At 52.7% G+C, this 23,390-nt stretch carries 23 protein-coding genes; 14 read left to right on the top strand and 9 right to left on the bottom strand.

The annotated features are described in order from the left end of the window. Positions 1-74: 74 nt before the first annotated feature. The 6 genes from D9597_RS15895 to D9597_RS15870 are packed head-to-tail and all read right to left on the bottom strand — an operon-like array spanning position 75 to position 5,513. Entirely contained in the window at positions 75-1,565 is a 1,491-nt protein-coding gene (locus tag D9597_RS15895) for a tripartite tricarboxylate transporter permease (RefSeq protein WP_130223361.1), read from the bottom strand. Positions 1,566-1,577: 12 nt separating this feature from the next. Further along, entirely contained in the window at positions 1,578-2,084 is a 507-nt protein-coding gene (locus tag D9597_RS15890) for a tripartite tricarboxylate transporter TctB family protein (protein WP_130223359.1), read from the bottom strand. A gap of 16 nt (positions 2,085-2,100) precedes the next feature. Beyond that, positions 2,101-3,075, bottom strand: a complete 975-nt coding sequence (locus D9597_RS15885) for a tripartite tricarboxylate transporter substrate binding protein (protein ID WP_130223357.1) — start codon at positions 3,073-3,075, stop codon at positions 2,101-2,103. Positions 3,076-3,098: 23 nt separating this feature from the next. Further along, on the bottom strand, positions 3,099-3,728 hold the full coding sequence (locus tag D9597_RS15880) for a 2-dehydro-3-deoxy-6-phosphogalactonate aldolase (RefSeq protein ID WP_130223355.1): 630 nt from the start codon (positions 3,726-3,728) through the stop codon (positions 3,099-3,101). Then, positions 3,718-4,722, bottom strand: a complete 1,005-nt coding sequence (locus tag D9597_RS15875; RefSeq protein WP_130223353.1) for a 2-dehydro-3-deoxygalactonokinase — start codon at positions 4,720-4,722, stop codon at positions 3,718-3,720. Before D9597_RS15875 ends, D9597_RS15880 begins: the two co-directional genes overlap by 11 nt. A 23-nt stretch (positions 4,723-4,745) precedes the next feature. Continuing rightward, entirely contained in the window at positions 4,746-5,513 is a 768-nt protein-coding gene (locus tag D9597_RS15870) for an IclR family transcriptional regulator (protein ID WP_130219485.1), read from the bottom strand. A 215-nt stretch (positions 5,514-5,728) separates the two neighbouring features. Between D9597_RS15870 and rmuC the strand changes: the two genes are divergently transcribed. The 8 genes from rmuC (at position 5,729) to tatD (ending at position 12,732) form a co-directional block, all read left to right on the top strand. Next, on the top strand, positions 5,729-7,156 hold the full coding sequence (gene rmuC / locus D9597_RS15865) for a DNA recombination protein RmuC (RefSeq protein ID WP_130223351.1): 1,428 nt from the start codon (positions 5,729-5,731) through the stop codon (positions 7,154-7,156). A 94-nt stretch (positions 7,157-7,250) separates the two neighbouring features. After that, on the top strand, positions 7,251-8,006 hold the full coding sequence (ubiE, locus tag D9597_RS15860; RefSeq protein ID WP_000227958.1) for a bifunctional demethylmenaquinone methyltransferase/2-methoxy-6-polyprenyl-1,4-benzoquinol methylase UbiE: 756 nt from the start codon (positions 7,251-7,253) through the stop codon (positions 8,004-8,006). A 13-nt stretch (positions 8,007-8,019) separates the two neighbouring features. Continuing rightward, a complete protein-coding gene (gene ubiJ, locus D9597_RS15855) occupies positions 8,020-8,625 on the top strand; it encodes a ubiquinone biosynthesis protein UbiJ (protein ID WP_130223349.1) in 606 nt (201 codons plus the stop codon). Further along, the gene (ubiB, locus tag D9597_RS15850; protein WP_130223347.1) at positions 8,622-10,262 is read left to right on the top strand and encodes a ubiquinone biosynthesis regulatory protein kinase UbiB; all 1,641 of its coding nucleotides are present in this window, start codon (positions 8,622-8,624) and stop codon (positions 10,260-10,262) included. The genes ubiJ and ubiB overlap by 4 nt, the downstream gene beginning before the upstream one ends. 78 nt (positions 10,263-10,340) lie before the next feature. After that, the gene (gene tatA / locus D9597_RS15845; protein ID WP_130209472.1) at positions 10,341-10,610 is read left to right on the top strand and encodes a Sec-independent protein translocase subunit TatA; all 270 of its coding nucleotides are present in this window, start codon (positions 10,341-10,343) and stop codon (positions 10,608-10,610) included. 3 nt (positions 10,611-10,613) lie between these two features. Continuing rightward, entirely contained in the window at positions 10,614-11,129 is a 516-nt protein-coding gene (gene tatB, locus D9597_RS15840; protein ID WP_000459600.1) for a Sec-independent protein translocase protein TatB, read from the top strand. A 2-nt stretch (positions 11,130-11,131) separates the two neighbouring features. Continuing rightward, positions 11,132-11,908, top strand: a complete 777-nt coding sequence (gene tatC, locus D9597_RS15835; RefSeq protein WP_000109937.1) for a Sec-independent protein translocase subunit TatC — start codon at positions 11,132-11,134, stop codon at positions 11,906-11,908. A gap of 41 nt (positions 11,909-11,949) precedes the next feature. Then, positions 11,950-12,732: a 3'-5' ssDNA/RNA exonuclease TatD gene (tatD, locus tag D9597_RS15830; RefSeq protein WP_130223345.1), complete on the top strand. Its 783-nt coding sequence runs from the start codon at positions 11,950-11,952 to the stop codon at positions 12,730-12,732. On the opposite strand, the gene rfaH is transcribed toward tatD, so the two are convergent. After that, positions 12,729-13,217: a transcription/translation regulatory transformer protein RfaH gene (rfaH, locus tag D9597_RS15825; RefSeq protein ID WP_130223343.1), complete on the bottom strand. Its 489-nt coding sequence runs from the start codon at positions 13,215-13,217 to the stop codon at positions 12,729-12,731. The genes tatD and rfaH overlap by 4 nt on opposite strands. Positions 13,218-13,383: 166 nt before the next feature. Between rfaH and ubiD the strand changes: the two genes are divergently transcribed. Further along, positions 13,384-14,877, top strand: a complete 1,494-nt coding sequence (gene ubiD / locus D9597_RS15820) for a 4-hydroxy-3-polyprenylbenzoate decarboxylase (RefSeq protein WP_000339804.1) — start codon at positions 13,384-13,386, stop codon at positions 14,875-14,877. Between the two features lie 45 nt (positions 14,878-14,922). Continuing rightward, a complete protein-coding gene (gene fre, locus D9597_RS15815) occupies positions 14,923-15,624 on the top strand; it encodes an NAD(P)H-flavin reductase (RefSeq protein ID WP_130209480.1) in 702 nt (233 codons plus the stop codon). A 182-nt stretch (positions 15,625-15,806) separates the two neighbouring features. Here fre and fadA read toward each other — a convergent pair whose 3' ends face one another. Both fadA and fadB read right to left on the bottom strand, forming a co-directional pair. Beyond that, on the bottom strand, positions 15,807-16,970 hold the full coding sequence (gene fadA, locus D9597_RS15810; RefSeq protein WP_130223341.1) for an acetyl-CoA C-acyltransferase FadA: 1,164 nt from the start codon (positions 16,968-16,970) through the stop codon (positions 15,807-15,809). A 9-nt stretch (positions 16,971-16,979) separates the two neighbouring features. Next, the gene (gene fadB / locus D9597_RS15805) at positions 16,980-19,169 is read right to left on the bottom strand and encodes a fatty acid oxidation complex subunit alpha FadB (RefSeq protein WP_130223339.1); all 2,190 of its coding nucleotides are present in this window, start codon (positions 19,167-19,169) and stop codon (positions 16,980-16,982) included. Positions 19,170-19,358: 189 nt separating this feature from the next. On the opposite strand from fadB, the gene pepQ reads away from it, so the two are divergent. From pepQ to hemG, 4 genes are read left to right on the top strand one after another with little or no spacing between them, the layout of a single operon-like run. Next, the gene (gene pepQ, locus D9597_RS15800) at positions 19,359-20,690 is read left to right on the top strand and encodes a Xaa-Pro dipeptidase (RefSeq protein ID WP_130223337.1); all 1,332 of its coding nucleotides are present in this window, start codon (positions 19,359-19,361) and stop codon (positions 20,688-20,690) included. Next, on the top strand, positions 20,690-21,304 hold the full coding sequence (locus D9597_RS15795) for an IMPACT family protein (protein ID WP_130223335.1): 615 nt from the start codon (positions 20,690-20,692) through the stop codon (positions 21,302-21,304). Before pepQ ends, D9597_RS15795 begins: the two co-directional genes overlap by 1 nt. Positions 21,305-21,342: 38 nt before the next feature. Beyond that, the gene (gene trkH / locus D9597_RS15790) at positions 21,343-22,794 is read left to right on the top strand and encodes a Trk system potassium transporter TrkH (RefSeq protein WP_000545680.1); all 1,452 of its coding nucleotides are present in this window, start codon (positions 21,343-21,345) and stop codon (positions 22,792-22,794) included. An 11-nt stretch (positions 22,795-22,805) separates the two neighbouring features. Beyond that, the gene (gene hemG / locus D9597_RS15785) at positions 22,806-23,351 is read left to right on the top strand and encodes a menaquinone-dependent protoporphyrinogen IX dehydrogenase (RefSeq protein ID WP_130209490.1); all 546 of its coding nucleotides are present in this window, start codon (positions 22,806-22,808) and stop codon (positions 23,349-23,351) included. The last annotated feature ends 39 nt before the right edge of the window (positions 23,352-23,390 follow it).

Here is a 23,390-nt window from a genome sequence, read left to right as displayed (position 1 = left end):
ATAAGCGCAGCGCATCAGGCAATTTAGCGTTTGTCATCAGTCTCATACTCCCCAACTTCGGAGAGCGATATCTGTTACTGACGCCGTAAGCGCATAATTTTGCGGATTATTGGCGTCAGCAGCGTAAAGGCTGCCAGAGTCAGCAATGCCAGGGTGATCGGTCGGGTATACAGAAAGTCGAGTGACCCACCCGAAAGCGACAGCGCCCGGCGAAAATTACTTTCTGCCATTGGCCCCATAATCAATGCCAGGACCACTGGCGACGCCGGATATCCCCCTTTCTGCATGAAATAGCCCACTACGCCCGCAATCAGCATAATGCCGACATCAAACAGGCTATTGTTCAGCGCATAAGTCCCAACAACACAAAGCGCGAGGATCATCGGCGTGAGAATATTGCCGGGGATTTTCACCACGTTGCCGATGACTTTCAAAGAGAGCAGCCCAAGCACTAGCAGCATGAAGTAACAGAAGATCATGCCGACAAACAGCGTATAAACCATATCGCCGTGGTCGGTAAACATCAGTGGGCCTGGCTGCATCCCTTGTAACGTTAACGCGCCCAGCATGATGGCGGTTACCGCATCGCCAGGGATCCCTAGCGTCAGCATAGGTAACAAGGCGCCACCGGTGCAGCCATTCGCGCCTGCCTCACAGGAGGCCACCGCCTTAATCTCACCCTTACCAAAGTTTTCAGGCGTCTTACTGAAACGACGAGTTTCGTTATAGGCAACAAAAGCTGCAATATCCGCTCCCGCACCGGGGATCATGCCGATAAAAACCCCTAATCCTGATGAGCGCAAAATGGTTAATGCGATGCGACGTAGCGTTTGCCAGGGCAGTAACAGACTGCCGATAGCCACCTTCGCGCCCTGACGAATTTGCTGGTTTTGCTCCATAGAGCGGAATGCTTCTGAAGCAGCAAATAAACCAATCATCACCGGGATAAATGGCACATTCATCAGCTCCACAAATCCACCTGTAAACCGTGGAAAACCGCCCATTGGATCCAGGCCTATCGTTGCGATCAGCAATCCGCCAACTCCGGCAATCAGTCCTTTAATCAACGACTCACCGGAAATACTGGCAATAATGCTCAGCCCGAAAGTTGCCAGGGCAAAGGACTCTGAAGCACTAAATTTCAACGCCCAACTGGCAAGTACCGGAGAGAGAAACATCAGTACGATAATGCTGATCGTTCCGCCACTAAAGGAAGAAAACGTGGCGGCACTCAACGCCAGCCCGGCTTTTCCCTGCTTCGTCAGCTCATAACCGTCAATGGCGGTGGCAGCGGCGGCAGGCGTTCCGGGAATTTTGAGCAAAATTGCGGTGATAGAGCCGCCATAGACGCCGCCAAAAAAGACGCCGCAAATCATCAACAAGCCAGAAACAGGCTCCATGCCGTAGGTGAAAGGTAGTAAAATTGCCACCCCCATGGTCGCTGTTAAACCGGGCAGGGCGCCAATCACAATACCCAGCATCACCCCAAACGTGGCAAACAGCAGCGCCTGAGGATTACTGAGTAATGTCGAAAAACCCTGAGTTAAAAGTTCACTTTCAAACATTGCTGGCCCCTGTTATTCGAAAAATGTGCCGACAGGCAATGGCACCTGTAACGCTTCGACGAACAGCAACCAGAGGATTGCCGTTAACAACAGCGCAATACCCGGTGTGAGTACCCATCGCCTGTAGCCCATCAACGTCATAATGACGATGAGGAAAACAGGAGTAGTAATGAGATAACCGCAGTAGCTCATTGCCACAATATAAAACGCGGTTGCCGCAATTCCCGTTGCCGTTTTCCTGAATGCCGGTTTTTCCTGTGCGTTGGCGCAAGATTCTGCTTTTGCCTGCAAAAGATCGCGTATCACCAGCAAGACAGCGAGCACAATCAGGGCGCAGGCATAGAAGGTAGGGAAGGCACTTGCACCGGGATCTGTTTCAATGGCAGTTGCTGGAAAATCAGCGGCATTAATCATCACCGCGCCAGCAACCACACAAAGTAACAGCGCCACCACCACAGTGGATGAAAGGCGCTTGCGGTGCGGTACGGCGAGCTGAGCAACAGACTGTTTTGTGTTCATCGACCGTACCTCAGGTTTATTTTTTCAGGCCCAGGCGAGTTAGCAGCTCGTCAAAATACTGTTCCTGCTCGCTGATTTGTGTCTGGAAGCTGGCGCCATCAAGCCATGCATAGTTGAGATTCAACTTTTGCAGAGCATCCTGAAATACAGGCTCTTCAGCCGTCTCTTTTGCTGCCTTCGCCAGAACATCCACCACATCCTGCGGCGTTTTTTGCGACACAATCAGACCGCGCCAAGTGCCGATGGAGAGATCAACGCTTTTCTCTTTTAATGTCGGTACGTCAGGCATGGCTTTCACACGTTCATCCGCCATCACCACCAGTGTCTTCAGCTTGCCGCCTTTCACATGGTTGATAACTTCACCTGGGCTTACAGAAACCGCTTCAATGTGCCCGCCTAACAGGCCTGTAATGGCAGGGGCTGCGCCGTCATAAGGGACATGAGAAAACTTCGCGCCCGTTTTGTCTTCCAGTGCAGCCGCCGCCAGATGCCAGATAGCCCCGGTGCCTGAGTTACCAATGCGTACTTTTCCGGGATTCGCTTTGGCGTAAGTCATAAATTCGTCATAGCTATTCCACGGCGCATCAGCACGGACGGTGATAGCCGCCGGATCCGCATTCAGACGGGCGATGGGTTTGAAGTCGCTGGTTTTAAAACGCACCATTCCGAGGCTGGGAAGGGTGGTCAGTTCAACCGTGCCTAAACCGATTTTGTAACCGTTAGGGCGGGCAGCGGCGATTTCACTCAGGCCGATTGCGCCGCCACCGCCAGGTTTATTGATAACCCCGATGCTGACGGGTAAATGGTTTTTGGCGGCATCAGCAAAGGCTCGGGCAACCAGGTCCGTACCGCCTCCTGCCGCGTAGGGTACGACTAACTCGATCTGTTTGGTTGGGTAGGAAGCCGCCTGTACAGGCGCAGTGCTGAGGGCAGCACCTGCAAGAAGTACCATCGCAGCCATTTTTTTCGGTAAGGTAAGATGTTTTATCATTTTTTTATATCCTTATTTATCAGTTAGTTGCTATTTAAATTGTTCCATGCGTTCATAAACAGCACTGCATTTTCATAGACCTGCTCTGGCGTCATGCCGGGGCGATATAGCGCAGAACCGAGGCCAAAACCGTTTGCGCCGTGGCTCAGATAACGCGCCATTGTTTCCGGTGTGATACCGCCAACCGGTAACATCGGAACGGATTGCGGAATAACCGCACGCCAGGCTTTGGTGACTTCTGGTGTAATTTGTTCGGCCGGAAACAGCTTGATGGCATTGGCGCCATGTTCAATGGCAGCAAAGGCTTCGGTGGGCGTAGCGACGCCAGGCGCACAATACATACCCAGCGCACGGGCGCGACGGATCACCGCAGTATCGCAATGCGGCATCACGATAATCTGGCCTCCAGCCTCTTTAACCGCGACCACCTGCTCTACTGAAAGCACAGTTCCGGCTCCGACCAGGCAGTCCTTAGGCAGGGCGTCGCGCAGTAGACTGATACTTTGCAACGGCTCCGGCGAGTTCATGGGAATCTCAATCAAGCGGAATCCGGCGGCGTACAGCTTTTCACCGATGGCGACAATCTCATCCGGTTTCACGCCGCGTAAAATGGCGACTAACCCGGTTTTTTGCAAAAGAGTATTAAATGGCATGAGTACATTCCCTGGCGTTGGTGGAGAGTAACCCGGCAGCGTGGGCGATTCGCCATAGTCCCTGTTCAGTGGCATTAGGAATGGCGTGAAGCTGTCTGTCGGGAAAAACGTGGCTGAACGCCCGTGAATAGCGGCTGTTCAGGGTGGCGCTACCGATTAAGGCGATCGGCGTTGTGGCGGGTAAATCACGCAGCAAGCTGGATGCCAGACCACATAATTCATGGCCTATCAGTAATCCGGAAAGATAATCGCCCTGTGAGGACGGCGTAAGATTATCGGTCAGCAAGCGCGAACGGGTCGAAAACAGCGTCGATAATAATCCGGTCCGATGATGCTCCAGTGCCGCTGTCAGTCCTTGGGCGAAGGCATCCCAGTGAGGTTCATCTCCCGAACGCATGGTGGCGCCAAGAATAGAATGGCGGGATAAAACATCAAATAACTCGCCCGTCATAAAGGTTCGGAAATCGGTAATGGTGTTGTTTTCAACCACCGCCCATTTCGCATGAGTGCCAGGTAAGCCAATCAGCACCGGCACACCCTTACGGATTGCGTCTTGCAGGGCAGGTTCCATTGCGATGGCACCGAAGATTTGTGTCTCTTCGCCACGCATCACTTCGGGCATTTCACCTTCTTTAATCACGCCGGGAATGATGTGCAGCATTGTCTGCTGCTGGTGGATAACCGGCGTCAGTTGCTTCGCCAGTCCATCGAGAGTGACCGGGCAAGGTAAATAAGCTGCTGGTTGCCACCCTTGCGCACTGCCGATCATGCCGCAAGCCAGAACCGGGCATGAGGTTTGTGCCAGCCAGTCGCCACAGACACGCAAAAATGTATCGTGGAAAGCGTCCTCACGTGTTGCTGCCTGGGAGGGTAATTTCATGATCCCCCAGGGGAATTCACGTTTTTCTTGTGGATCTGGTGAGTCACCAAAACGCCATGCCCGAAGCGATGACGTTCCCCAGTCCAGGGCAATAAATGAGGTATTTCCCGACATTAGCCGTTTCCTTTAATCATGGTTTAATTATCTTTGCGGACATGCTTACCCCAGCCCAGTTCAGCGGAGATCTCTTCTGCACAGGATTTGACGTAAGGTGCCAGTTCTTCCAGGCGCGCCAGCGACATATACGTGGTGGTACTGGCGACAGAAATGGCCGCCACAATTTCATTCCGGGCGTTGTAAATCGGCGCTGCAATGCAACGGATAGTGGGCTCGTTCTCTTCCAGATCAAAAGCAAAACCACTGGCGGCATAACGGCGCATGTTTTGTATAAATGCGCCCAGTTTTGTTTCATCACCACAAGTCAAAAATAGTGTGCGCCACTCTTCTTCTGTTCGGTTGAGGATCAACGCCTTACCGATTCCCGTAATTGCCAGAGGCATGCGATGCCCAGGACGTGAGCGCATCTCCAGCCCGCGCTGACCGTTGATTTTCTCCAGATACAGCACTTCGTTGCTTTCAACGATACCCAGATGCACGGTGTCCAGGGTGTAACGGGCCAGACGCTGCAAAACGGGCTGTGCAACTTCATACAATGAAGTGCTTTCCAGCGCTCTGGCACCGAGTTCGATCAGTTTGGCGCCCAGTTGGTAGCCCTGAGTTGGGACATGGCGCAGATAGCGTTGCTCCACCAAAACAGAGACTAAACGATGGGTTGTACTCCGCGTCGTGCCGGTGAACTCGCCGATACTTTTCAGGTCATGGCAACCGTTATAAACAGCATTAATAACCGCCAGTCCGCGTAATAACGTTTGTGCGCCAGCGGTGGTTGAAGAGGTTTCTGCCATAGGTGTCTCCTGATGATATTGCCGAGTGTTTCACAGAATAAAGTGGGGAAAAGGTGATGCGTCCCACAATATAAACTTGGTCTCATATTGTGGGATAAAATAAGCAAAATAAACGATCGTTTTGCGTAGCGCCTCGCAGGAAATACCTTTCAAACTGGACGTTTGTACAGCACAATTCTATTTTGTGCGGGTAAGTTGTTGCGTCAGGAGGCTTTGTGGATTTCTCAATCATTGTTTATGCCATTATTGCGCTGGTCAGTGTGGCCATCGGTTGGCTGTTTGCCAGTTATCAACATGCGCAGCAAAAAGCCGAGCAATTAGCCGAACGTGAAGAGATGGTTGCGGAGTTAAGTGCGGCAAAACAACAAATTACCCAAAGTGAGCACTGGCGTGCAGAGTGTGAATTGCTCAATAACGAAGTGCGTAGTCTGCAAAGTATTAACACCTCGCTGGAGGCAGATCTGCGTGAAGTAACCACGCGGATGGAAGCTGCACAGCAACATGCTGACGATAAAATTCGCCAGATGATTAACAGCGAGCAGCGTTTGAGCGAGCAGTTTGAAAACCTCGCCAACCGTATTTTTGAGCACAGTAATCGCCGTGTAGATGAACAAAATCGCCAGAGTCTGAACAACCTGCTATCGCCGCTGCGTGAACAACTGGATGGTTTTCGCCGACAGGTACAGGACAGCTTTGGTAAAGAAGCACAAGAACGCCATACCCTGACCCACGAAATTCGTAATCTACAGCAACTCAACGCGCAAATGGCCCAGGAAGCGATCAACCTGACGCGCGCGCTGAAAGGCGATAACAAAACCCAGGGGAACTGGGGTGAAGTGGTACTGACGCGGGTGCTGGAGGCTTCCGGACTGCGTGAAGGGTATGAATACGAAACCCAGGTAAGCATTGAAAATGACGCTCGCTCGCGGATGCAGCCGGATGTCATCGTGCGGCTACCGCAGGGGAAAGATGTGGTGATCGATGCAAAAATGACGCTGGTCGCCTATGAACGCTACTTCAACGCGGAAGACGACTACACACGTGAAAGCGCATTGCAGGAGCATATTGCTTCGGTACGTAATCACATCCGCTTGCTTGGGCGCAAAGACTATCAACAGCTGCCGGGGCTACGAACGCTGGATTACGTGCTGATGTTTATTCCCGTTGAGCCAGCGTTTTTACTGGCGCTTGATCGCCAGCCGGAGCTGATCACCGAAGCGTTAAAGAACAACATCATGCTGGTTAGCCCCACCACGCTGCTGGTGGCGTTGCGTACTATCGCCAACCTGTGGCGTTATGAGCATCAAAGCCGTAACGCCCAGCAGATCGCCGATCGTGCCAGCAAGCTGTACGACAAGATGCGTATGTTTATTGATGATATGTCCGCGATTGGTCAAAGTCTGGACAAAGCGCAGGATAACTATCGCCAGGCGATGAAAAAACTCTCTTCAGGTCGCGGAAATGTGCTGGCGCAGGCAGAAGCGTTTCGCGGTTTAGGGGTAGAAATTAAACGCGAGATTAATCCGGACTTGGCTGAACAGGCGGTGAGCCAGGATGAAGAGTATCGACTGCGGTCGGTTCCGGGGCAGCCGAATGATGAAGCTTATCAACGCGATGATGAATATAATCAGCAGTCGCGCTAGCCCATTAGGGGTAGTTAAGCCGGGTAGAAATCTAGGGCATCGACGCCCAATCTGTTACACTTCTGGAACAATTTTTTGATGAGCAGGCATTGAGATGGTGGATAAGTCACAAGAAACGACGCACTTTGGTTTTCAGACCGTCGCGAAAGAACAAAAAGCGGATATGGTCGCCCACGTTTTCCATTCCGTGGCATCGAAATATGATGTCATGAATGATTTGATGTCATTTGGTATTCATCGTTTGTGGAAGCGATTCACGATCGATTGCAGCGGCGTACGCCGTGGGCAGACCGTGCTGGATCTGGCTGGCGGCACCGGCGACCTGACGGCAAAATTCTCCCGCCTGGTCGGTGAGACTGGCAAAGTGGTCCTCGCCGATATCAATGAATCCATGCTCAAAATGGGCCGCGAGAAGTTGCGTAATATCGGTGTGATTGGCAACGTTGAGTATGTTCAGGCGAACGCAGAGGCGCTGCCGTTCCCGGATAACACCTTTGATTGCATCACCATTTCGTTTGGTCTGCGTAACGTTACCGACAAAGATAAAGCACTGCGTTCGATGTATCGCGTGCTGAAACCGGGCGGCCGCCTGCTGGTGCTTGAGTTCTCGAAGCCGATTATCGAACCGTTAAGCAAAGCCTATGACGCTTACTCCTTCCATGTGCTGCCACGTATTGGTTCGCTGGTGGCGAACGATGCCGACAGCTACCGCTATCTGGCCGAATCCATCCGTATGCATCCCGATCAGGATACGCTGAAAGCCATGATGCAGGATGCCGGATTCGAAAGTGTCGATTATTACAACCTGACGGCTGGCGTTGTGGCGCTGCATCGTGGTTATAAATTCTGACAGGAGTACGACTATGCCTTTTAAACCTTTAGTGACGGCAGGAATTGAAAGTCTGCTCAACACTTTCCTGTATCGCTCACCCGCGCTGAAAACAGCCCGCTCGCGTCTGCTGGGTAAAGTATTGCGCGTGGAGGTAAAAGGCTTTTCGACGTCATTGATTCTGGTGTTCAGCGAACGCCAGGTCGATGTGCTGGGCGAATGGTCTGGCGATGCTGATTGCACCGTTATCGCCTACGCCAGCGTGTTGCCGAAACTTCGTGACCGCCAGCAGCTTGCTGCACTAATTCGTAGCGGTGAGCTGGAAGTGCAGGGCGATATTCAGGTGGTACAGAATTTCGTTGCGCTGGCAGATCTGGCAGAGTTCGACCCTGCGGAACTGCTGGCCCCTTATACCGGTGATATCGCCGCTGAAGGAATCAGCAAAGCCCTGCGCGGCGGTGCGAAATTCCTGCATCATGGTATTAAACGCCAGCAACGTTACGTGGCGGAAGCTATCACCGAAGAGTGGCGTATGGCGCCAGGTCCGCTTGAAGTGGCCTGGTTTGCGGAAGAGACGGCTGCCGTCGAGCGTGCTGTTGATGCCCTGACCAAACGGCTGGAAAAACTGGAGGCTAAATGACGCCAGGTGAAGTACGGCGCCTATATTTCATCATTCGCACCTTTCTAAGCTACGGACTTGATGAACTGATCCCAAAAATGCGTATCACCCTGCCGCTGCGGCTATGGCGATACACGCTCTTCTGGATGCCGAACCGGCATAAAGAAAAACCGTTAGGTGAGCGACTGCGACTGGCGCTGCAAGAGCTGGGGCCAGTATGGATCAAGTTCGGGCAGATGTTGTCTACCCGTCGCGACCTTTTCCCACCGCATATTGCCGATCAGCTGGCGTTATTGCAGGACAAAGTCGCACCGTTTGATGGCAGACTGGCAAAGCAGCAGATTGAAGCTGCAATGGGCGGCTTGCCGGTGGAGGCGTGGTTTGACGATTTTGAAATCGAGCCGCTGGCGTCGGCCTCTATCGCCCAGGTTCATACCGCGCGATTGAAATCGAATGGCAAAGATGTGGTAATTAAAGTCATCCGTCCGGACATTTTGCCGGTGATTAAAGCGGACCTGAAACTTATCTACCGTCTGGCTCGTTGGGTGCCGCGTTTGCTGCCGGATGGCCGCCGTCTGCGCCCAACTGAAGTGGTGCGTGAGTACGAAAAGACCTTGATTGATGAACTGAATTTGCTGCGGGAATCTGCCAACGCCATTCAGTTACGACGCAATTTTGAAGACAGCCCGATGCTCTACATCCCGGAAGTTTACCCTGACTATTGCAGCGAGGGGATGATGGTGATGGAGCGCATTTACGGCATTCCCGTTTCTGATGTTGCGGCGCTGGAGAAAAACGGCACTAACATGAAATTGCTGGCGGAACGCGGTGTGCAGGTGTTCTTCACCCAGGTTTTCCGTGACAGCTTTTTCCATGCCGATATGCATCCAGGCAACATCTTCGTAAGCTATGAACACCCGGAAAACCCGAAATATATCGGCATTGATTGCGGGATAGTCGGCTCGCTAAACAAGGAAGATAAACGTTATCTGGCGGAAAACTTTATCGCCTTCTTTAACCGCGACTATCGCAAAGTGGCAGAGCTGCATGTCGATTCAGGCTGGGTACCGCCAGATACCAACGTTGAAGAGTTCGAATTTGCCATTCGTACCGTTTGCGAACCTATCTTTGAGAAACCGCTGGCCGAAATTTCGTTTGGACATGTGCTGTTAAATCTGTTTAATACGGCGCGTCGCTTCAATATGGAAGTGCAGCCGCAACTGGTGTTACTTCAGAAAACCTTGCTCTATATCGAAGGGGTAGGACGGCAGCTTTATCCGCAGCTCGATTTATGGAAAACTGCAAAACCTTTCCTTGAATCGTGGATTAAAGATCAGGTCGGTATTCCCGCGCTGGTGAGAGCATTTAAGGAAAAAGCGCCGTTCTGGATCGAAAAAATGCCAGAACTGCCTGAATTGGTTTATGACAGTTTGCGCCAGGGCAAGTATTTACAGCATAGTGTTGATAAGATTGCGCGCGAGTTACAGTCGAATCATGTGCGTCAGGGACAATCTCGTTACTTATTGGGGATTGGTGCGACGTTAGTATTAAGCGGCACATTCTTGTTGGTCAGCCGACCGGAATGGGGGCTGATGCCCGGCTGGTTAATGGCGGCCGGCCTGATCGCCTGGTTTGTCGGTTGGTGCAAAACACGCTGATTTTTTCATCGCTCAAGGCGGGCCGTGTAACGTATAATGCGGCCTTGTTTAATCATCATCTACCACAGAGGAACATGTATGGGTGGTATCAGTATTTGGCAGTTATTGATTATTGCCGTCATCGTTGTACTGCTTTTTGGCACCAAAAAGCTCGGCTCCATCGGTTCCGATCTTGGTGCGTCGATCAAAGGCTTTAAAAAAGCAATGAGCGATGATGAACCAAAGCAGGATAAAACCAGTCAGGATGCTGATTTTACTGCGAAAACCATCGCCGATAAGCAGGCGGATGCGAATCAGGAACAGGCTAAAACAGAAGACGCAAAGCGCCACGATAAAGAGCAGGTGTAATCCGTGTTTGATATCGGTTTTAGCGAACTGCTATTGGTGTTCATCATCGGCCTCGTCGTTCTGGGGCCGCAACGACTGCCTGTGGCGGTAAAAACGGTAGCGGGCTGGATTCGTGCGTTGCGTTCACTGGCAACAACGGTGCAGAACGAACTGACCCAGGAGTTAAAACTCCAGGAGTTTCAGGACAGCCTGAAAAAGGTTGAAAAGGCGAGTCTCACCAACCTGACGCCTGAACTGAAAGCGTCAATGGATGAACTGCGCCAGGCCGCGGAGTCGATGAAGCGTTCCTACGTTGCGAATGACCCTGAAAAGGCGAGCGATGAAGCGCACACCATTCATAACCCGGTGGTGAAAGACAATGAAACTGCGCATGAAGGCGTCACGCCTGCCGCTGCACAAACGCAGGCCAGTTCGCCGGAACAGAAGCCAGAAACCACGCCAGAGCCGGTGGTAAAACCTGCTGCGGACGCTGAACCGAAAACCGCTGCACCTTCCCCTTCGTCGAGTGATAAACCGTAAACATGTCTGTAGAAGATACTCAACCGCTTATCACGCATCTGATTGAGCTGCGTAAGCGTCTGCTGAACTGCATTATCGCGGTGATCGTGATATTCCTGTGTCTGGTCTATTTCGCCAATGACATCTATCACCTGGTATCCGCGCCATTGATCAAGCAGTTGCCGCAAGGTTCAACGATGATCGCCACCGATGTGGCCTCGCCGTTCTTTACGCCAATCAAGCTGACCTTTATGGTGTCGCTGATTCTGTCAGCGCCGGTGATTCTCTATCAGGTGTGGGCATTTATCGCTCCTGCACTCTATAAGCACGAACGTCGCCTGGTGGTGCCGCTGCTGGTTTCCAGCTCTCTGCTGTTTTATATCGGCATGGCGTTCGCTTATTTCGTGGTCTTCCCGCTGGCGTTTGGTTTCCTTGCCAATACCGCGCCTGAAGGGGTGCAGGTATCCACCGACATTGCCAGCTATTTGAGCTTCGTGATGGCGCTGTTTATGGCGTTTGGTATCTCCTTTGAAGTACCTGTGGCGATTGTGCTGCTGTGCTGGATGGGGATTACCTCGCCAGAAGACTTACGCAAAAAACGTCCGTATGTGCTGGTTGGTGCATTCGTCGTCGGGATGCTGCTGACGCCGCCGGATGTCTTCTCGCAAACGCTGTTGGCGATCCCGATGTACTGTCTGTTTGAAATCGGTGTCTTCTTCTCACGCTTTTACGTTGGTAAAGGGCGAAATCGGGAAGAGGAAAACGACGCTGAAGCAGAAAGCGAAAAAACTGAAGAATAAATTCAACCGCCCGTCAGGGCGGTTGTCATATGGAGTGCAGGATGTTTGATATCGGCGTTAATTTGACCAGTTCGCAATTTGCGAAAGACCGTGATGATGTTGTAGCGCACGCTTTTGACGCGGGAGTTAATGGGCTACTCATCACCGGTACTAACCTGCGTGAAAGCCAGCAGGCGCAAAAGCTGGCGCGTCAGTATTCGTCCTGTTGGTCAACGGCGGGCGTACATCCTCATGACAGTAGCCAGTGGCAAGATGCAACAGAAGAAATGATTGTGGCGCTGGCCTCGCAGCCAGAAGTGGTGGCGATTGGTGAGTGTGGCCTCGACTTTAACCGCAACTTTTCGACGCCGGAAGAGCAGGAACGCGCTTTTGTTGCCCAGCTACGTATTGCCGCAAAGTTAAACATGCCGGTATTTATGCACTGCCGTGATGCCCACGAGCGGTTTATGATATTGCTGGAGCCGTGGCTGGATAAACTGCCTGGCGCGGTGTTGCACTGTTTTACCGGCACACGCGAAGAGATGCAGGCGTGCGTGGCGCGCGGAATTTATATCGGCATTACTGGTTGGGTTTGCGATGAACGACGCGGACTGGAGCTGCGAGAACTGTTGCCATTTATTCCGGCGGAGCAATTGCTGGTTGAGACAGACGCACCGTATTTGCTTCCGCGCGATCTCACGCCGAAGCCATCGTCACGGCGTAATGAGCCAGCCTATCTGCCCCATATTTTGCAACGTATTGCATACTGGCGTGGGGAAGATGCCGCATGGCTGGCTGCCACCACGGATGCCAATGTCAAAAAGTTATTTAGGATTGCGTTCTAGAGTTTGCGGAACTCGGTGTTCTTCACACTGTGCTTAATTTCTTTATTGATAAGATTAAGCAATAGCATAGAGCGAGCCTCGCCGTCGGGTTCGGTGAAAATGGCCTGAAAACCTTCGAAAGCACCTTCGGTGATAATCACCTTATCACCAGGATAGGGCGTCGCCGGATCAACAATGTCTTCCGGTTTATACACCGACAGTTGATGAATAACCGCAGATGGGACTATCGCCGGCGATGCGCCAAAGCGCACAAAGTGGCTGACGCCGCGGGTAGCACTGATGGTTGTGGTATGAATTACTTCCGGATCAAATTCCACAAACAGGTAGTTGGGGAACAATGGTTCACTGACTGCGGTACGTTTGCCTCGCAAGATTTTTTCCAGGGTGATCATCGGCGCCAGGCAATTCACCGCCTGTCTTTCGAGGTGTTCCTGGGCACGTTGAAGTTGCCCGCGCTTGCAGTACAGTAAATACCAGGATTGCATAATGACTCTTATCCGTTTAATCGGGGCGCAAGGATAGCAAAAGCTTTACGCTAAGTTAATTATATTCCCCGGTTTGCGTTATGCCGTCAGAGTTCACGCTAATTTAACAAATTTACAGCATCGCGAAGATGAACGCCGTATAATGGGCGAAGATTAAGAGGCTACAATGGACGCCATGAAATATAACGATTTACGCGACTTCCTGACGCTGCTTGAACAGCAGGGTGAGCTAAAACGTATCACGCTCCCGGTGGATCCGCATCTGGAAATCACTGAAATTGCTGACCGCACTTTGCGTGCCGGTGGGCCTGCGCTGTTGTTCGAAAACCCTAAAGGCTACTCAATGCCGGTGCTGTGCAACCTGTTCGGTACGCCAAAGCGCGTGGCGATGGGCATGGGGCAGGAAGATGTTTCGGCGCTGCGTGAAGTCGGTAAATTATTGGCGTTTCTGAAAGAGCCGGAGCCGCCAAAAGGTTTCCGCGACCTGTTTGATAAACTGCCGCAGTTTAAGCAGGTGTTAAACATGCCGACAAAGCGATTGCGAGGTGCGCCTTGCCAACAAAAAATCGTCTCTGGTGATGACGTCGATCTTAACCGCATTCCCATTATGACCTGCTGGCCGGAAGACGCCGCTCCGCTGATTACCTGGGGGCTGACCGTAACGCGCGGCCCGCATAAAGAGCGGCAGAATCTGGGTATTTATCGCCAGCAGCTGATTGGTAAAAACAAACTGATTATGCGCTGGTTGTCGCATCGTGGCGGTGCACTGGATTATCAGGAGTGGTGCGCGGCGCATCCGGGCGAACGTTTCCCGGTTTCTGTGGCGCTGGGTGCCGATCCCGCTACGATTCTCGGTGCAGTGACGCCAGTCCCGGATACATTGTCGGAATACGCCTTTGCCGGATTGCTGCGCGGCACCAAGACCGAAGTGGTGAAGTGTATCTCCAATGACCTTGAAGTGCCCGCCAGTGCGGAGATTGTGCTGGAAGGGTATATCGAACAAGGCGAAACGGCGCCGGAAGGGCCGTATGGCGACCACACCGGTTACTATAACGAAGTCGATAGTTTCCCGGTATTTACCGTGACGCATATTACCCAGCGTGAAGATGCGATTTACCATTCCACCTATACCGGGCGTCCGCCAGATGAACCCGCGGTACTGGGCGTGGCGTTGAACGAAGTGTTCGTGCCGATTCTGCAAAAACAGTTCCCGGAAATTGTCGATTTTTACCTGCCGCCGGAAGGCTGTTCTTATCGCCTGGCGGTAGTGACAATCAAAAAACAGTACGCCGGACATGCGAAGCGCGTCATGATGGGGGTCTGGTCATTCTTACGCCAGTTTATGTACACTAAGTTCGTGATCGTCTGCGATGATGATGTCAACGCACGCGACTGGAACGATGTGATTTGGGCAATTACCACTCGTATGGACCCTGCGCGGGATACGGTGTTGGTAGAAAATACGCCCATTGATTATCTGGATTTTGCCTCGCCCGTCTCCGGGCTGGGTTCAAAAATGGGGCTGGATGCCACGAATAAATGGCCAGGGGAAACCCAGCGTGAATGGGGGCGTCCCATCAAAAAAGATCCAGATGTTGTCGCGCATATTGACGCTATCTGGGATGAACTGGCTATTTTTAACAACGGTAAAAGCGCCTGATGCGCGTTTGTTTTGCCCTATTTATCGATCCGACAGAGAAAGCGCATGACAACCTTAAGCTGTAAAGTGACCTCGGTAGAAGCTATCACGGATACCGTATATCGTGTCCGCATCGTGCCAGACGCGGCCTTTTCTTTTCGTGCTGGTCAGTATTTGATGGTGGTGATGGACGAGCGCGACAAACGCCCGTTTTCAATGGCTTCGACGCCGAATGAACAAGGTTTCATTGAGTTGCACATTGGCGCTTCTGAAATCAACCTTTACGCGAAAGCCGTTATGGATCGCATCCTTAAAGATCATCAAATCGTGGTGGATATTCCCCACGGTGAAGCATGGCTGCGCGATGATGAAGAACGTCCGATGATTCTGATTGCGGGCGGCACGGGATTCTCTTATGCGCGCTCGATTTTGCTGACAGCGCTGGCACGTAATCCCAATCGTGATATCACCATTTACTGGGGCGGGCGTGAAGAGCAACATCTTTATGATCTGTCCGAGCTTGAGGCGCTTTCTCTGAAGCATCCTGGTTTGCGTGTGGTACCGGTGGTTGAACAACCAGAAGCGGGTTGGCGTGGACGTACTGGCACCGTGTTAACAGCGGTATTGCAGGATCACGGTACGCTGGCGGAGCATGATATCTATATCGCTGGCCGCTTTGAGATGGCGAAAATCGCCCGTGACCTGTTCTGCAATGAGCGTAATGCACGGGAAGATCGCCTGTTTGGCGATGCGTTTGCGTTTATCTAAGCCATAAAAAACCCGCCCCTGACAGGCGGGAAGAACGGCAACTAAAACTTTATACAGTGGCATTTGGATCTATGTCGCATCCGGCAAACAATGCCCGATGCGACGTTTGCGCGTCTTATCGTGCCTACAATAGTCCTGGACCGTAGGCCGGATAAGGCGTTTACACCGCATCCGGCAAGTGTTTAAACCCGCTCAAACACCGTTGCAATACCCTGACCCAGACCGATACACATTGTCGCCAGACCAAACTGGACGTCTTTGCGCTCCATCAGATTCAGCAGCGTGGTACTGATACGAGCACCTGAACAGCCCAGCGGATGACCCAGCGCGATCGCGCCACCGTTGAGGTTGATCTTCTCATCAATCTGCTCCATTAACCCGAGATCTTTAATGCACGGCAGGATCTGCGCGGCAAAGGCTTCGTTCATTTCAAACACGCCGATATCGCTGGCAGAAAGTCCCGCTTTTTTCAGCGCCAGCTTCGAGGCCGGAACCGGGCCGTAACCCATAATCGACGGATCACAACCAACGACCGCCATCGAACGTACGCGGACGCGCGGCTTAAGACCTAATTCATGGGCGCGGCTTTCACTCATCACCAGCATGGCCGCGGCACCATCGGAAAGTGCAGAAGATGTGCCCGCCGTTACCGTACCGTTTACTGGATCAAACGCCGGACGCAGCGTGGCGAGGGCTGCCACGGTGGTTTCCGGGCGAATCACTTCGTCGTAATTAAACTGCTTCAGGACGCCGTCGGCATCGTGACCACCGGTTGGGATGATTTCATTTTTAAATGCGCCCGACTGCGTGGCGGCCCAGGCGCGGGCGTGTGACCGCGCGGCAAAGGCATCCTGCATTTCACGGCTGATACCGTGCATACGCGCCAGCATTTCTGCCGTTAAGCCCATCATGCCCGCTGCTTTGGCGACATTGCGGCTCAGGCCGGGGTGAAAATCGACGCCGTGACTCATCGGCACATGGCCCATATGCTCCACGCCGCCAACCAGACATGCCTGCGCATCGCCGGTCATGATCATTCGTGCTGCGTCATGCAGTGCCTGCATGGATGAACCACACAAGCGATTGACGGTAACCGCCGGGACAGAGTGTGGTACTTCAGCCAACAGCGCCGCGTTACGGGCGATGTTAAAACCTTGCTCCAGCGTCTGCTGCACACAGCCCCAGTAAATATCGTCGAGAGCCGCCGCTTCCAGCGCCGGGTTACGCGCCAGCAAGCTACGCATTAAATGAGCGGAGAGATCTTCCGCACGCACGTTACGAAAAGCACCGCCCTTCGAACGGCCCATCGGGGTGCGAATTGCATCGACAATGACAACCTGTTCCATTGTGACTCCTTAAGCCGTTTTCAGGTCGCCAACCGGACGGGCTGGCTCAACCGGGGGATAGTACGGTTCGTTATGACGCGCTTTATTACGCAGACCTTCCGGCACTTCATACAGCGGGCCGAGGTGCTGATATTGCTGTGCCATATCGAGGTATTTTGCGCTACCGAGGGTGTCCAGCCAGCGGAACGCGCCGCCGTGGAACGGAGGAAAGCCCAGGCCGTAGACCAGCGCCATATCCGCTTCAGCCGGAGTGGCGATAATGCCCTCTTCCAGACAGCGCACCACTTCGTTGACCATCGGGATCATCATGCGGGCGATAATCTCTTCCTCGCTGAAATCGCGCTTCGGCTGGCTGACTTCTGCCAACAGATCGTCAACGACAGCGTCTTCTTCTTTCTTCGGCTTACCTTTGCTGTCTTCTTTATAACGCCAGAAACCGAGGCCGTTCTTCTGACCAAAACGGTTGGCATCAAACAGCGCATCGATGGCATCGCGATAATCTTTCTGCATCCGCTGCGGGAAGCCTGCTGCCATGACAGCCTGGGCATGATGCGCGGTATCAATCCCCACGACATCTAGCAGGTATGCCGGACCCATCGGCCAGCCAAACTGTTTTTCCATCACTTTGTCGATCTTGCGGAAATCCGCGCCGTCGCGCAGCAGCTGGCTGAAACCGGCGAAATACGGGAACAGCACGCGGTTAACAAAGAAGCCGGGGCAGTCGTTAACCACAATCGGCGTTTTACCCATCTTGCTCGCCCATGCGACGACTTTCGCAATGGTTTCGTCGGAGCTTTTCTCGCCGCGAATAATTTCCACCAACGGCATTCGGTGCACCGGGTTAAAGAAGTGCATCCCGCAGAAGTTTTCCGGACGTTCCAGCGCGTTGGCCAGTTCGCTGATAGGAATGGTTGAAGTGTTAGACGCCAGCACGGTATCCGGGCGTACTTTTTGTTCGGTTTCTGCCAGTACGGCTTTTTTCACTTTCGGGTTTTCGACAACCGCTTCTACCACAATATCCACGCGGTCAAACCCGGCGTAGTCGAGCGTTGGGTGGATCGTGGAGATCACGCCAGCCAGTTTCAGACCATCGATCTTGCCGCGCTCAAGCTGCTTGTTCAGCAGTTTCGCGGCTTCAGTCATGCCGAGGGCTAACGACTTGTCGTTAATATCTTTCATGACAACCGGCACGCCTTTCCACGCAGACTGGTAAGCGATGCCGCCGCCCATAATGCCTGCGCCCAGCACAGCGGCCTGTTTCGGGGTTTCAACGTCTTTGGTGAGTTTCTTCGCTTTGCCTTTTACATATTGATCGTTAAGGAAAATGCCGACCAGTGCGCGGGCTTCGTTGGTATGCGCCAGCGGGACAAAACTTTTGTTTTCCAGATTTAAGGCTTCTTCACGACCAAAACGGGCCGCAGCTTCAATGGTTTTTACTGCGGTGATGGGGGCCGGATAATGTTTCCCTGCTGTTTGTGCGACCATCCCTTTAGCGATGGTGAAGCTCATGGTGGCTTCAATCTTGCTCAGTTTTAGCGGTTCCAGCTTCGGCTGACGTTTCGCTTTCCAGTCGAGGTCGCCGTTAATGGCCTGGCGTAAAATCGCCATCGCCCCTTCAATCAGTTTTTCTGTTTTGACTACGCCATCCACCAGACCGATTTTCAGCGCCTGATCCGCGCCGACATCTTTACCGGCGGCAATGATTTCCAGCGCACTGTCAGCGCCCAGCATACGTGGCATACGTACAGAACCGCCAAAGCCCGGCATGATGCCCAGTTTGGTTTCCGGCAGACCGATGCGCAAATCCGGCGTCGCCAGACGATAATCGGTCGCCAGCACGCATTCGCAGCCACCGCCCAGCGCATAGCCGTTGACGGCAGCAATGGTCGGCACCGGCAGATCTTCCAGGCGATTAAACACGCTATTGGCAAAATGCAGCCACTGGCTTAACTGTTCTTCAGGAACGAGGAACAGGGACAAAAATTCGGTGATATCAGCACCGACGATAAAGGCTGCTTTGTTCGAACGCAGCAGCAGCCCTTTTAGATCTGATTGCTGTTCCAGCACGCCGATGGCCTCGCCGAGGCTGGCGACGGTCGCAGTGTCGAGTTTATTAACTGAACCTGGGGCATCAAATACCAGTTCGGCAATGCCATCTTCCAGCCAGTCAAGGTACAGGGTGTCGCCTTTGTAAAGCATGTCAGTCTCCTGAATCCGCAAGGTGATCTGGTCGTACCAGATGCATCGAAGTGTGTATTTTGTGTTAAAAATATGCAAACAAAAGATTAAAGAAATGCCGATCTGATCACGCTCGGCAGAAATCACGCTCTGGATGAACGATGTGCTAAGATGCGGAGACTTAAGGTCAAAAAAACAGAAGGGTAAAAAATGGAATCACTGGCCTCGCTCTATAAAAATCATATAGCTACCTTACAAGAACGGACTCGCGATGCGCTGGCGCGCTTCAAGCTGGATGCGTTACTTATTCACTCCGGCGAGCTGTTCAATGTTTTTCTCGACGATCATCCCTACCCGTTTAAAGTGAACCCACAATTCAAAGCGTGGGTGCCGGTAACTCAGGTGCCAAACTGCTGGTTGCTTGTGGATGGCGTGAACAAGCCGAAACTGTGGTTCTATCTGCCGGTTGATTACTGGCACAACGTCGAACCGCTGCCGACCTCCTTCTGGACTGAAGATGTGGAAGTGATCGCGCTGCCGAAAGCCGATGGCATTGGTAGCCTGCTGCCTGCTGCGCGCGGCAATATCGGTTATATCGGTCCGGTGCCGGAACGTGCGCTGCAACTGGGTATTGAGGCCAGCAACATCAACCCGAAAGGGGTGATCGACTACCTGCATTACTACCGCTCCTTCAAAACCGAGTACGAACTGGCCTGTATGCGTGAAGCGCAGAAAATGGCGGTTAACGGTCATCGCGCGGCAGAAGAAGCGTTCCGTTCTGGCATGAGCGAGTTCGATATCAACATTGCCTATCTGACCGCGACCGGTCATCGTGATACCGACGTACCTTACAGCAACATTGTGGCGCTTAACGAACACGCTTCGGTGCTGCATTACACCAAACTGGATCATCAGGCACCGGAAGAGATGCGCAGCTTCCTGCTGGATGCCGGGGCAGAATATAACGGTTATGCGGCTGACCTGACTCGTACCTGGTCGGCAAAAAGCGACAACGACTACGCACAGCTGGTGAAAGATCTCAATGATGAACAACTGGCGCTGATCGCTACCATGAAAGCAGGCGTCAGCTATGTGGATTACCACATCCAGTTCCATCAGCGCATTGCCAAACTGCTGCGTAAACATCAAATCATCACCGATATGAGTGAAGAAGCGATGGTCGAAAACGATCTCACCGGACCGTTTATGCCGCACGGTATCGGCCATCCGCTGGGCCTGCAGGTGCATGACGTAGCAGGTTTTATGCAGGATGATAGCGGTACGCACCTCGCGGCACCGGCAAAATATCCGTACCTGCGCTGCACCCGTATTCTCCAGCCAGGCATGGTGTTAACCATCGAACCGGGTATCTACTTCATCGAATCGCTACTGGCACCGTGGCGTGAAGGGCAGTTCAGCAAGCACTTCAACTGGCAGAAAATTGAAGCACTGAAACCGTTCGGCGGCATTCGTATCGAAGACAACGTGGTGATCCACGAAAACAGCGTGGAAAACATGACCCGGGATCTGAAACTGGCGTGATGGAAAGCTGGTTAATTCCTGCGGCACCGGTCACGGTCGTTGAAGAGATCAAAAAGAGCCGCTTCATAACGATGTTGGCGCATACCGATGGCGTTGAGGCGGCGAAAGCGTTTGTTGAATCGGTGCGGGCAGAACACCCCGATGCCCGCCACCATTGCGTGGCGTGGGTGGCGGGTGCGCCGGACGATTCTCAACAGCTGGGTTTCTCTGACGACGGGGAGCCGGCGGGAACGGCAGGTAAACCGATGCTCGCCCAGCTAATGGGCAGCGGCGTCGGGGAAATTACCGCTGTGGTGGTGCGCTACTACGGCGGCATATTGCTTGGCACTGGTGGGTTAGTGAAAGCGTATGGCGGCGGCGTGAATCAGGCGCTGCGCCAGCTAACGACCCAACGCAAGACGCCATTAACCGAATATACTTTGCAATGTGAATATAGTCAGTTAACCGGCATTGAAGCGTTGCTGGAGCAGTGTGACGGCAAAATTATCAACAGTGATTATCAGGCATTCGTTTTGCTGCGGGTGGCGCTTCCGGCAGCGAAAGTGGCTGAATTTTCCGCAAAGCTGGCGGATTTTAGCCGTGGTTCATTGCAATTGTTAGCGATTGAAGAATAATCCCCACTTCGTTTTGCAGAACTAAGGAAGCGGCAGAGATGCATTTTCGCGCCATTACCCGAATCGTTGGACTACTGGTCATCTTATTTTCAGGGACGATGATTATTCCTGGACTGGTAGCACTTATCTACCGGGATGGAGCGGGCCGCGCTTTTACCCAGACCTTTTTTGTCGCCCTCGCCATTGGCTCTATGCTGTGGTGGCCGAACCGTAAAGAGAAGGGCGAACTGAAATCCCGTGAGGGGTTTCTGATAGTGGTGCTGTTCTGGACCGTGCTGGGTAGCGTCGGTGCGCTCCCTTTTATCTTTTCGGAAAGCCCGAACCTCACGATTACCGATGCGTTTTTTGAATCTTTCTCTGGCCTGACCACTACGGGCGCCACTACGCTGGTGGGGCTGGATTCACTCCCTCATGCCATCCTCTTTTATCGCCAGATGCTGCAATGGTTTGGCGGGATGGGGATCATCGTGTTGGCGGTTGCGATACTGCCTATCCTCGGCGTGGGTGGGATGCAGCTTTATCGCGCGGAAATGCCCGGCCCGCTGAAAGATAACAAAATGCGCCCGCGAATTGCGGAAACGGCGAAAACCCTGTGGTTGATTTATGTCTTGCTGACCGTCGCCTGTGCATTGGCGCTGTGGTTTGCTGGAATGGATGCCTTTGATGCCATCGGTCATAGCTTTGCGACCATCGCTATTGGCGGCTTCTCGACTCATGATGCCAGCGTTGGCTATTTCGATAGCCCGACCATTAACACCATCATTGCTATCTTCCTGCTGATCTCCGGCTGTAACTACGGTCTGCACTTTTCGCTGTTAAGTGGGCGGAGTCTGAAGGTTTATTGGCGCGATCCGGAATTTCGCATGTTTATCGGCGTACAGTTTACGCTGGTGGTTATTTGTACCCTCGTGCTGTGGTTTCATAATGTCTACAGTTCAGCGCTGATGACAATTAACCAGGCGTTTTTCCAGGTGGTGTCGATGGCGACAACCGCCGGGTTTACGACTGACAGCATTGCCCGCTGGCCGCTCTTTTTGCCGGTACTGCTTTTATGTTCAGCTTTTATCGGCGGTTGTGCCGGGTCAACGGGCGGTGGCCTGAAAGTGATCCGCATCCTGCTGCTGTTTAAGCAGGGGAACCGTGAGCTGAAACGACTGGTGCATCCGAACGCCGTCTACAGCATTAAGCTGGGGAACCGTGCACTGCCGGAACGTATCCTCGAAGCCGTTTGGGGATTTTTCTCCGCCTATGCATTAGTGTTTATTGTCAGTATGCTGGCGATAATCGCCACGGGCGTGGATGACTTTTCTGCCTTTGCCTCGGTTGTTGCGACATTGAATAACCTGGGGCCTGGGCTTGGCGTGGTTGCTGATAACTTTACCAGCATGAACCCGGTGGCTAAATGGATCCTGATTGCCAACATGCTGTTTGGTCGTCTTGAGGTCTTTACATTGCTGGTGCTCTTTACCCCGACTTTCTGGCGTGAATGATGGAGTAATACGTGAAAACATTAATTCTTTTCTCAACAAGGGACGGACAAACGCGCGAGATTGCCTCCTACCTGGCTTCGGAACTGAAAGAACTGGGGATCCAGGCGGATGTCGCTAATGTGCACCGCATTGAAGAACCACAATGGGAAAACTACGATCGCGTGGTGATTGGCGCTTCTATTCGCTACGGTCATTACCATTCTGCGTTCCAGGCATTTGTCAAAAAGCATGCCACCCGGCTGAACTCAATGCCGAGCGCCTTTTACTCCGTCAACCTGGTGGCACGCAAGCCGGAGAAGCGGACTGTGCAGACCAACAGCTACGCACGAAAGTTTCTGATGAGTTCACAATGGCGCCCCGATCGCTGTGCCGTTATTGCCGGGGCGCTGCGTTATCCACGCTATCGTTGGTACGACCGCTTTATGATCAAGCTGATTATGAAGATGTCAGGCGGAGAAACTGATACGCGCAAAGAGGTTGTCTATACCGATTGGGAGCAGGTCGCTAATTTTGCCCGAGAAATAGCTCAATTAACCAACAGATCGGCGTCGAAATAAGCATAAAGAATAAAAAACGCGCATTCGGAAAATTATTTT

This window comes from Escherichia sp. E13S3, assembly GCF_004212325.1.
In the GTDB taxonomy this organism is placed as follows: domain Bacteria; phylum Pseudomonadota; class Gammaproteobacteria; order Enterobacterales; family Enterobacteriaceae; genus Escherichia.
The sequence above is the reverse complement of the archived record's forward strand: the minus strand, read 5'-3'. Positions and strand labels throughout refer to the sequence as shown.

Bases quoted from the DNA above. Each gene is read 5' to 3' on its own strand.
- D9597_RS15895 (WP_130223361.1), bottom strand. From the start codon at position 1,565: ATGTTTGAAAGTGAACTTTTAACTCAGGGTTTTTCGACATTACTCAGT.
- D9597_RS15890 (WP_130223359.1), bottom strand. From the start codon at position 2,084: ATGAACACAAAACAGTCTGTTGCTCAGCTCGCCGTACCGCACCGCAAG.
- D9597_RS15885 (WP_130223357.1), bottom strand. From the start codon at position 3,075: ATGATAAAACATCTTACCTTACCGAAAAAAATGGCTGCGATGGTACTT.
- D9597_RS15880 (WP_130223355.1), bottom strand. From the start codon at position 3,728: ATGCCATTTAATACTCTTTTGCAAAAAACCGGGTTAGTCGCCATTTTA.
- D9597_RS15875 (WP_130223353.1), bottom strand. From the start codon at position 4,722: ATGTCGGGAAATACCTCATTTATTGCCCTGGACTGGGGAACGTCATCG.
- D9597_RS15870 (WP_130219485.1), bottom strand. From the start codon at position 5,513: ATGGCAGAAACCTCTTCAACCACCGCTGGCGCACAAACGTTATTACGC.
- ubiE (WP_000227958.1), top strand. From the start codon at position 7,251: ATGGTGGATAAGTCACAAGAAACGACGCACTTTGGTTTTCAGACCGTC.
- ubiJ (WP_130223349.1), top strand. From the start codon at position 8,020: ATGCCTTTTAAACCTTTAGTGACGGCAGGAATTGAAAGTCTGCTCAAC.
- ubiB (WP_130223347.1), top strand. From the start codon at position 8,622: ATGACGCCAGGTGAAGTACGGCGCCTATATTTCATCATTCGCACCTTT.
- tatA (WP_130209472.1), top strand. From the start codon at position 10,341: ATGGGTGGTATCAGTATTTGGCAGTTATTGATTATTGCCGTCATCGTT.
- tatC (WP_000109937.1), top strand. From the start codon at position 11,132: ATGTCTGTAGAAGATACTCAACCGCTTATCACGCATCTGATTGAGCTG.
- tatD (WP_130223345.1), top strand. From the start codon at position 11,950: ATGTTTGATATCGGCGTTAATTTGACCAGTTCGCAATTTGCGAAAGAC.
- rfaH (WP_130223343.1), bottom strand. From the start codon at position 13,217: ATGCAATCCTGGTATTTACTGTACTGCAAGCGCGGGCAACTTCAACGT.
- ubiD (WP_000339804.1), top strand. From the start codon at position 13,384: ATGGACGCCATGAAATATAACGATTTACGCGACTTCCTGACGCTGCTT.
- fre (WP_130209480.1), top strand. From the start codon at position 14,923: ATGACAACCTTAAGCTGTAAAGTGACCTCGGTAGAAGCTATCACGGAT.
- fadA (WP_130223341.1), bottom strand. From the start codon at position 16,970: ATGGAACAGGTTGTCATTGTCGATGCAATTCGCACCCCGATGGGCCGT.
- fadB (WP_130223339.1), bottom strand. From the start codon at position 19,169: ATGCTTTACAAAGGCGACACCCTGTACCTTGACTGGCTGGAAGATGGC.
- pepQ (WP_130223337.1), top strand. From the start codon at position 19,359: ATGGAATCACTGGCCTCGCTCTATAAAAATCATATAGCTACCTTACAA.
- D9597_RS15795 (WP_130223335.1), top strand. From the start codon at position 20,690: ATGGAAAGCTGGTTAATTCCTGCGGCACCGGTCACGGTCGTTGAAGAG.
- trkH (WP_000545680.1), top strand. From the start codon at position 21,343: ATGCATTTTCGCGCCATTACCCGAATCGTTGGACTACTGGTCATCTTA.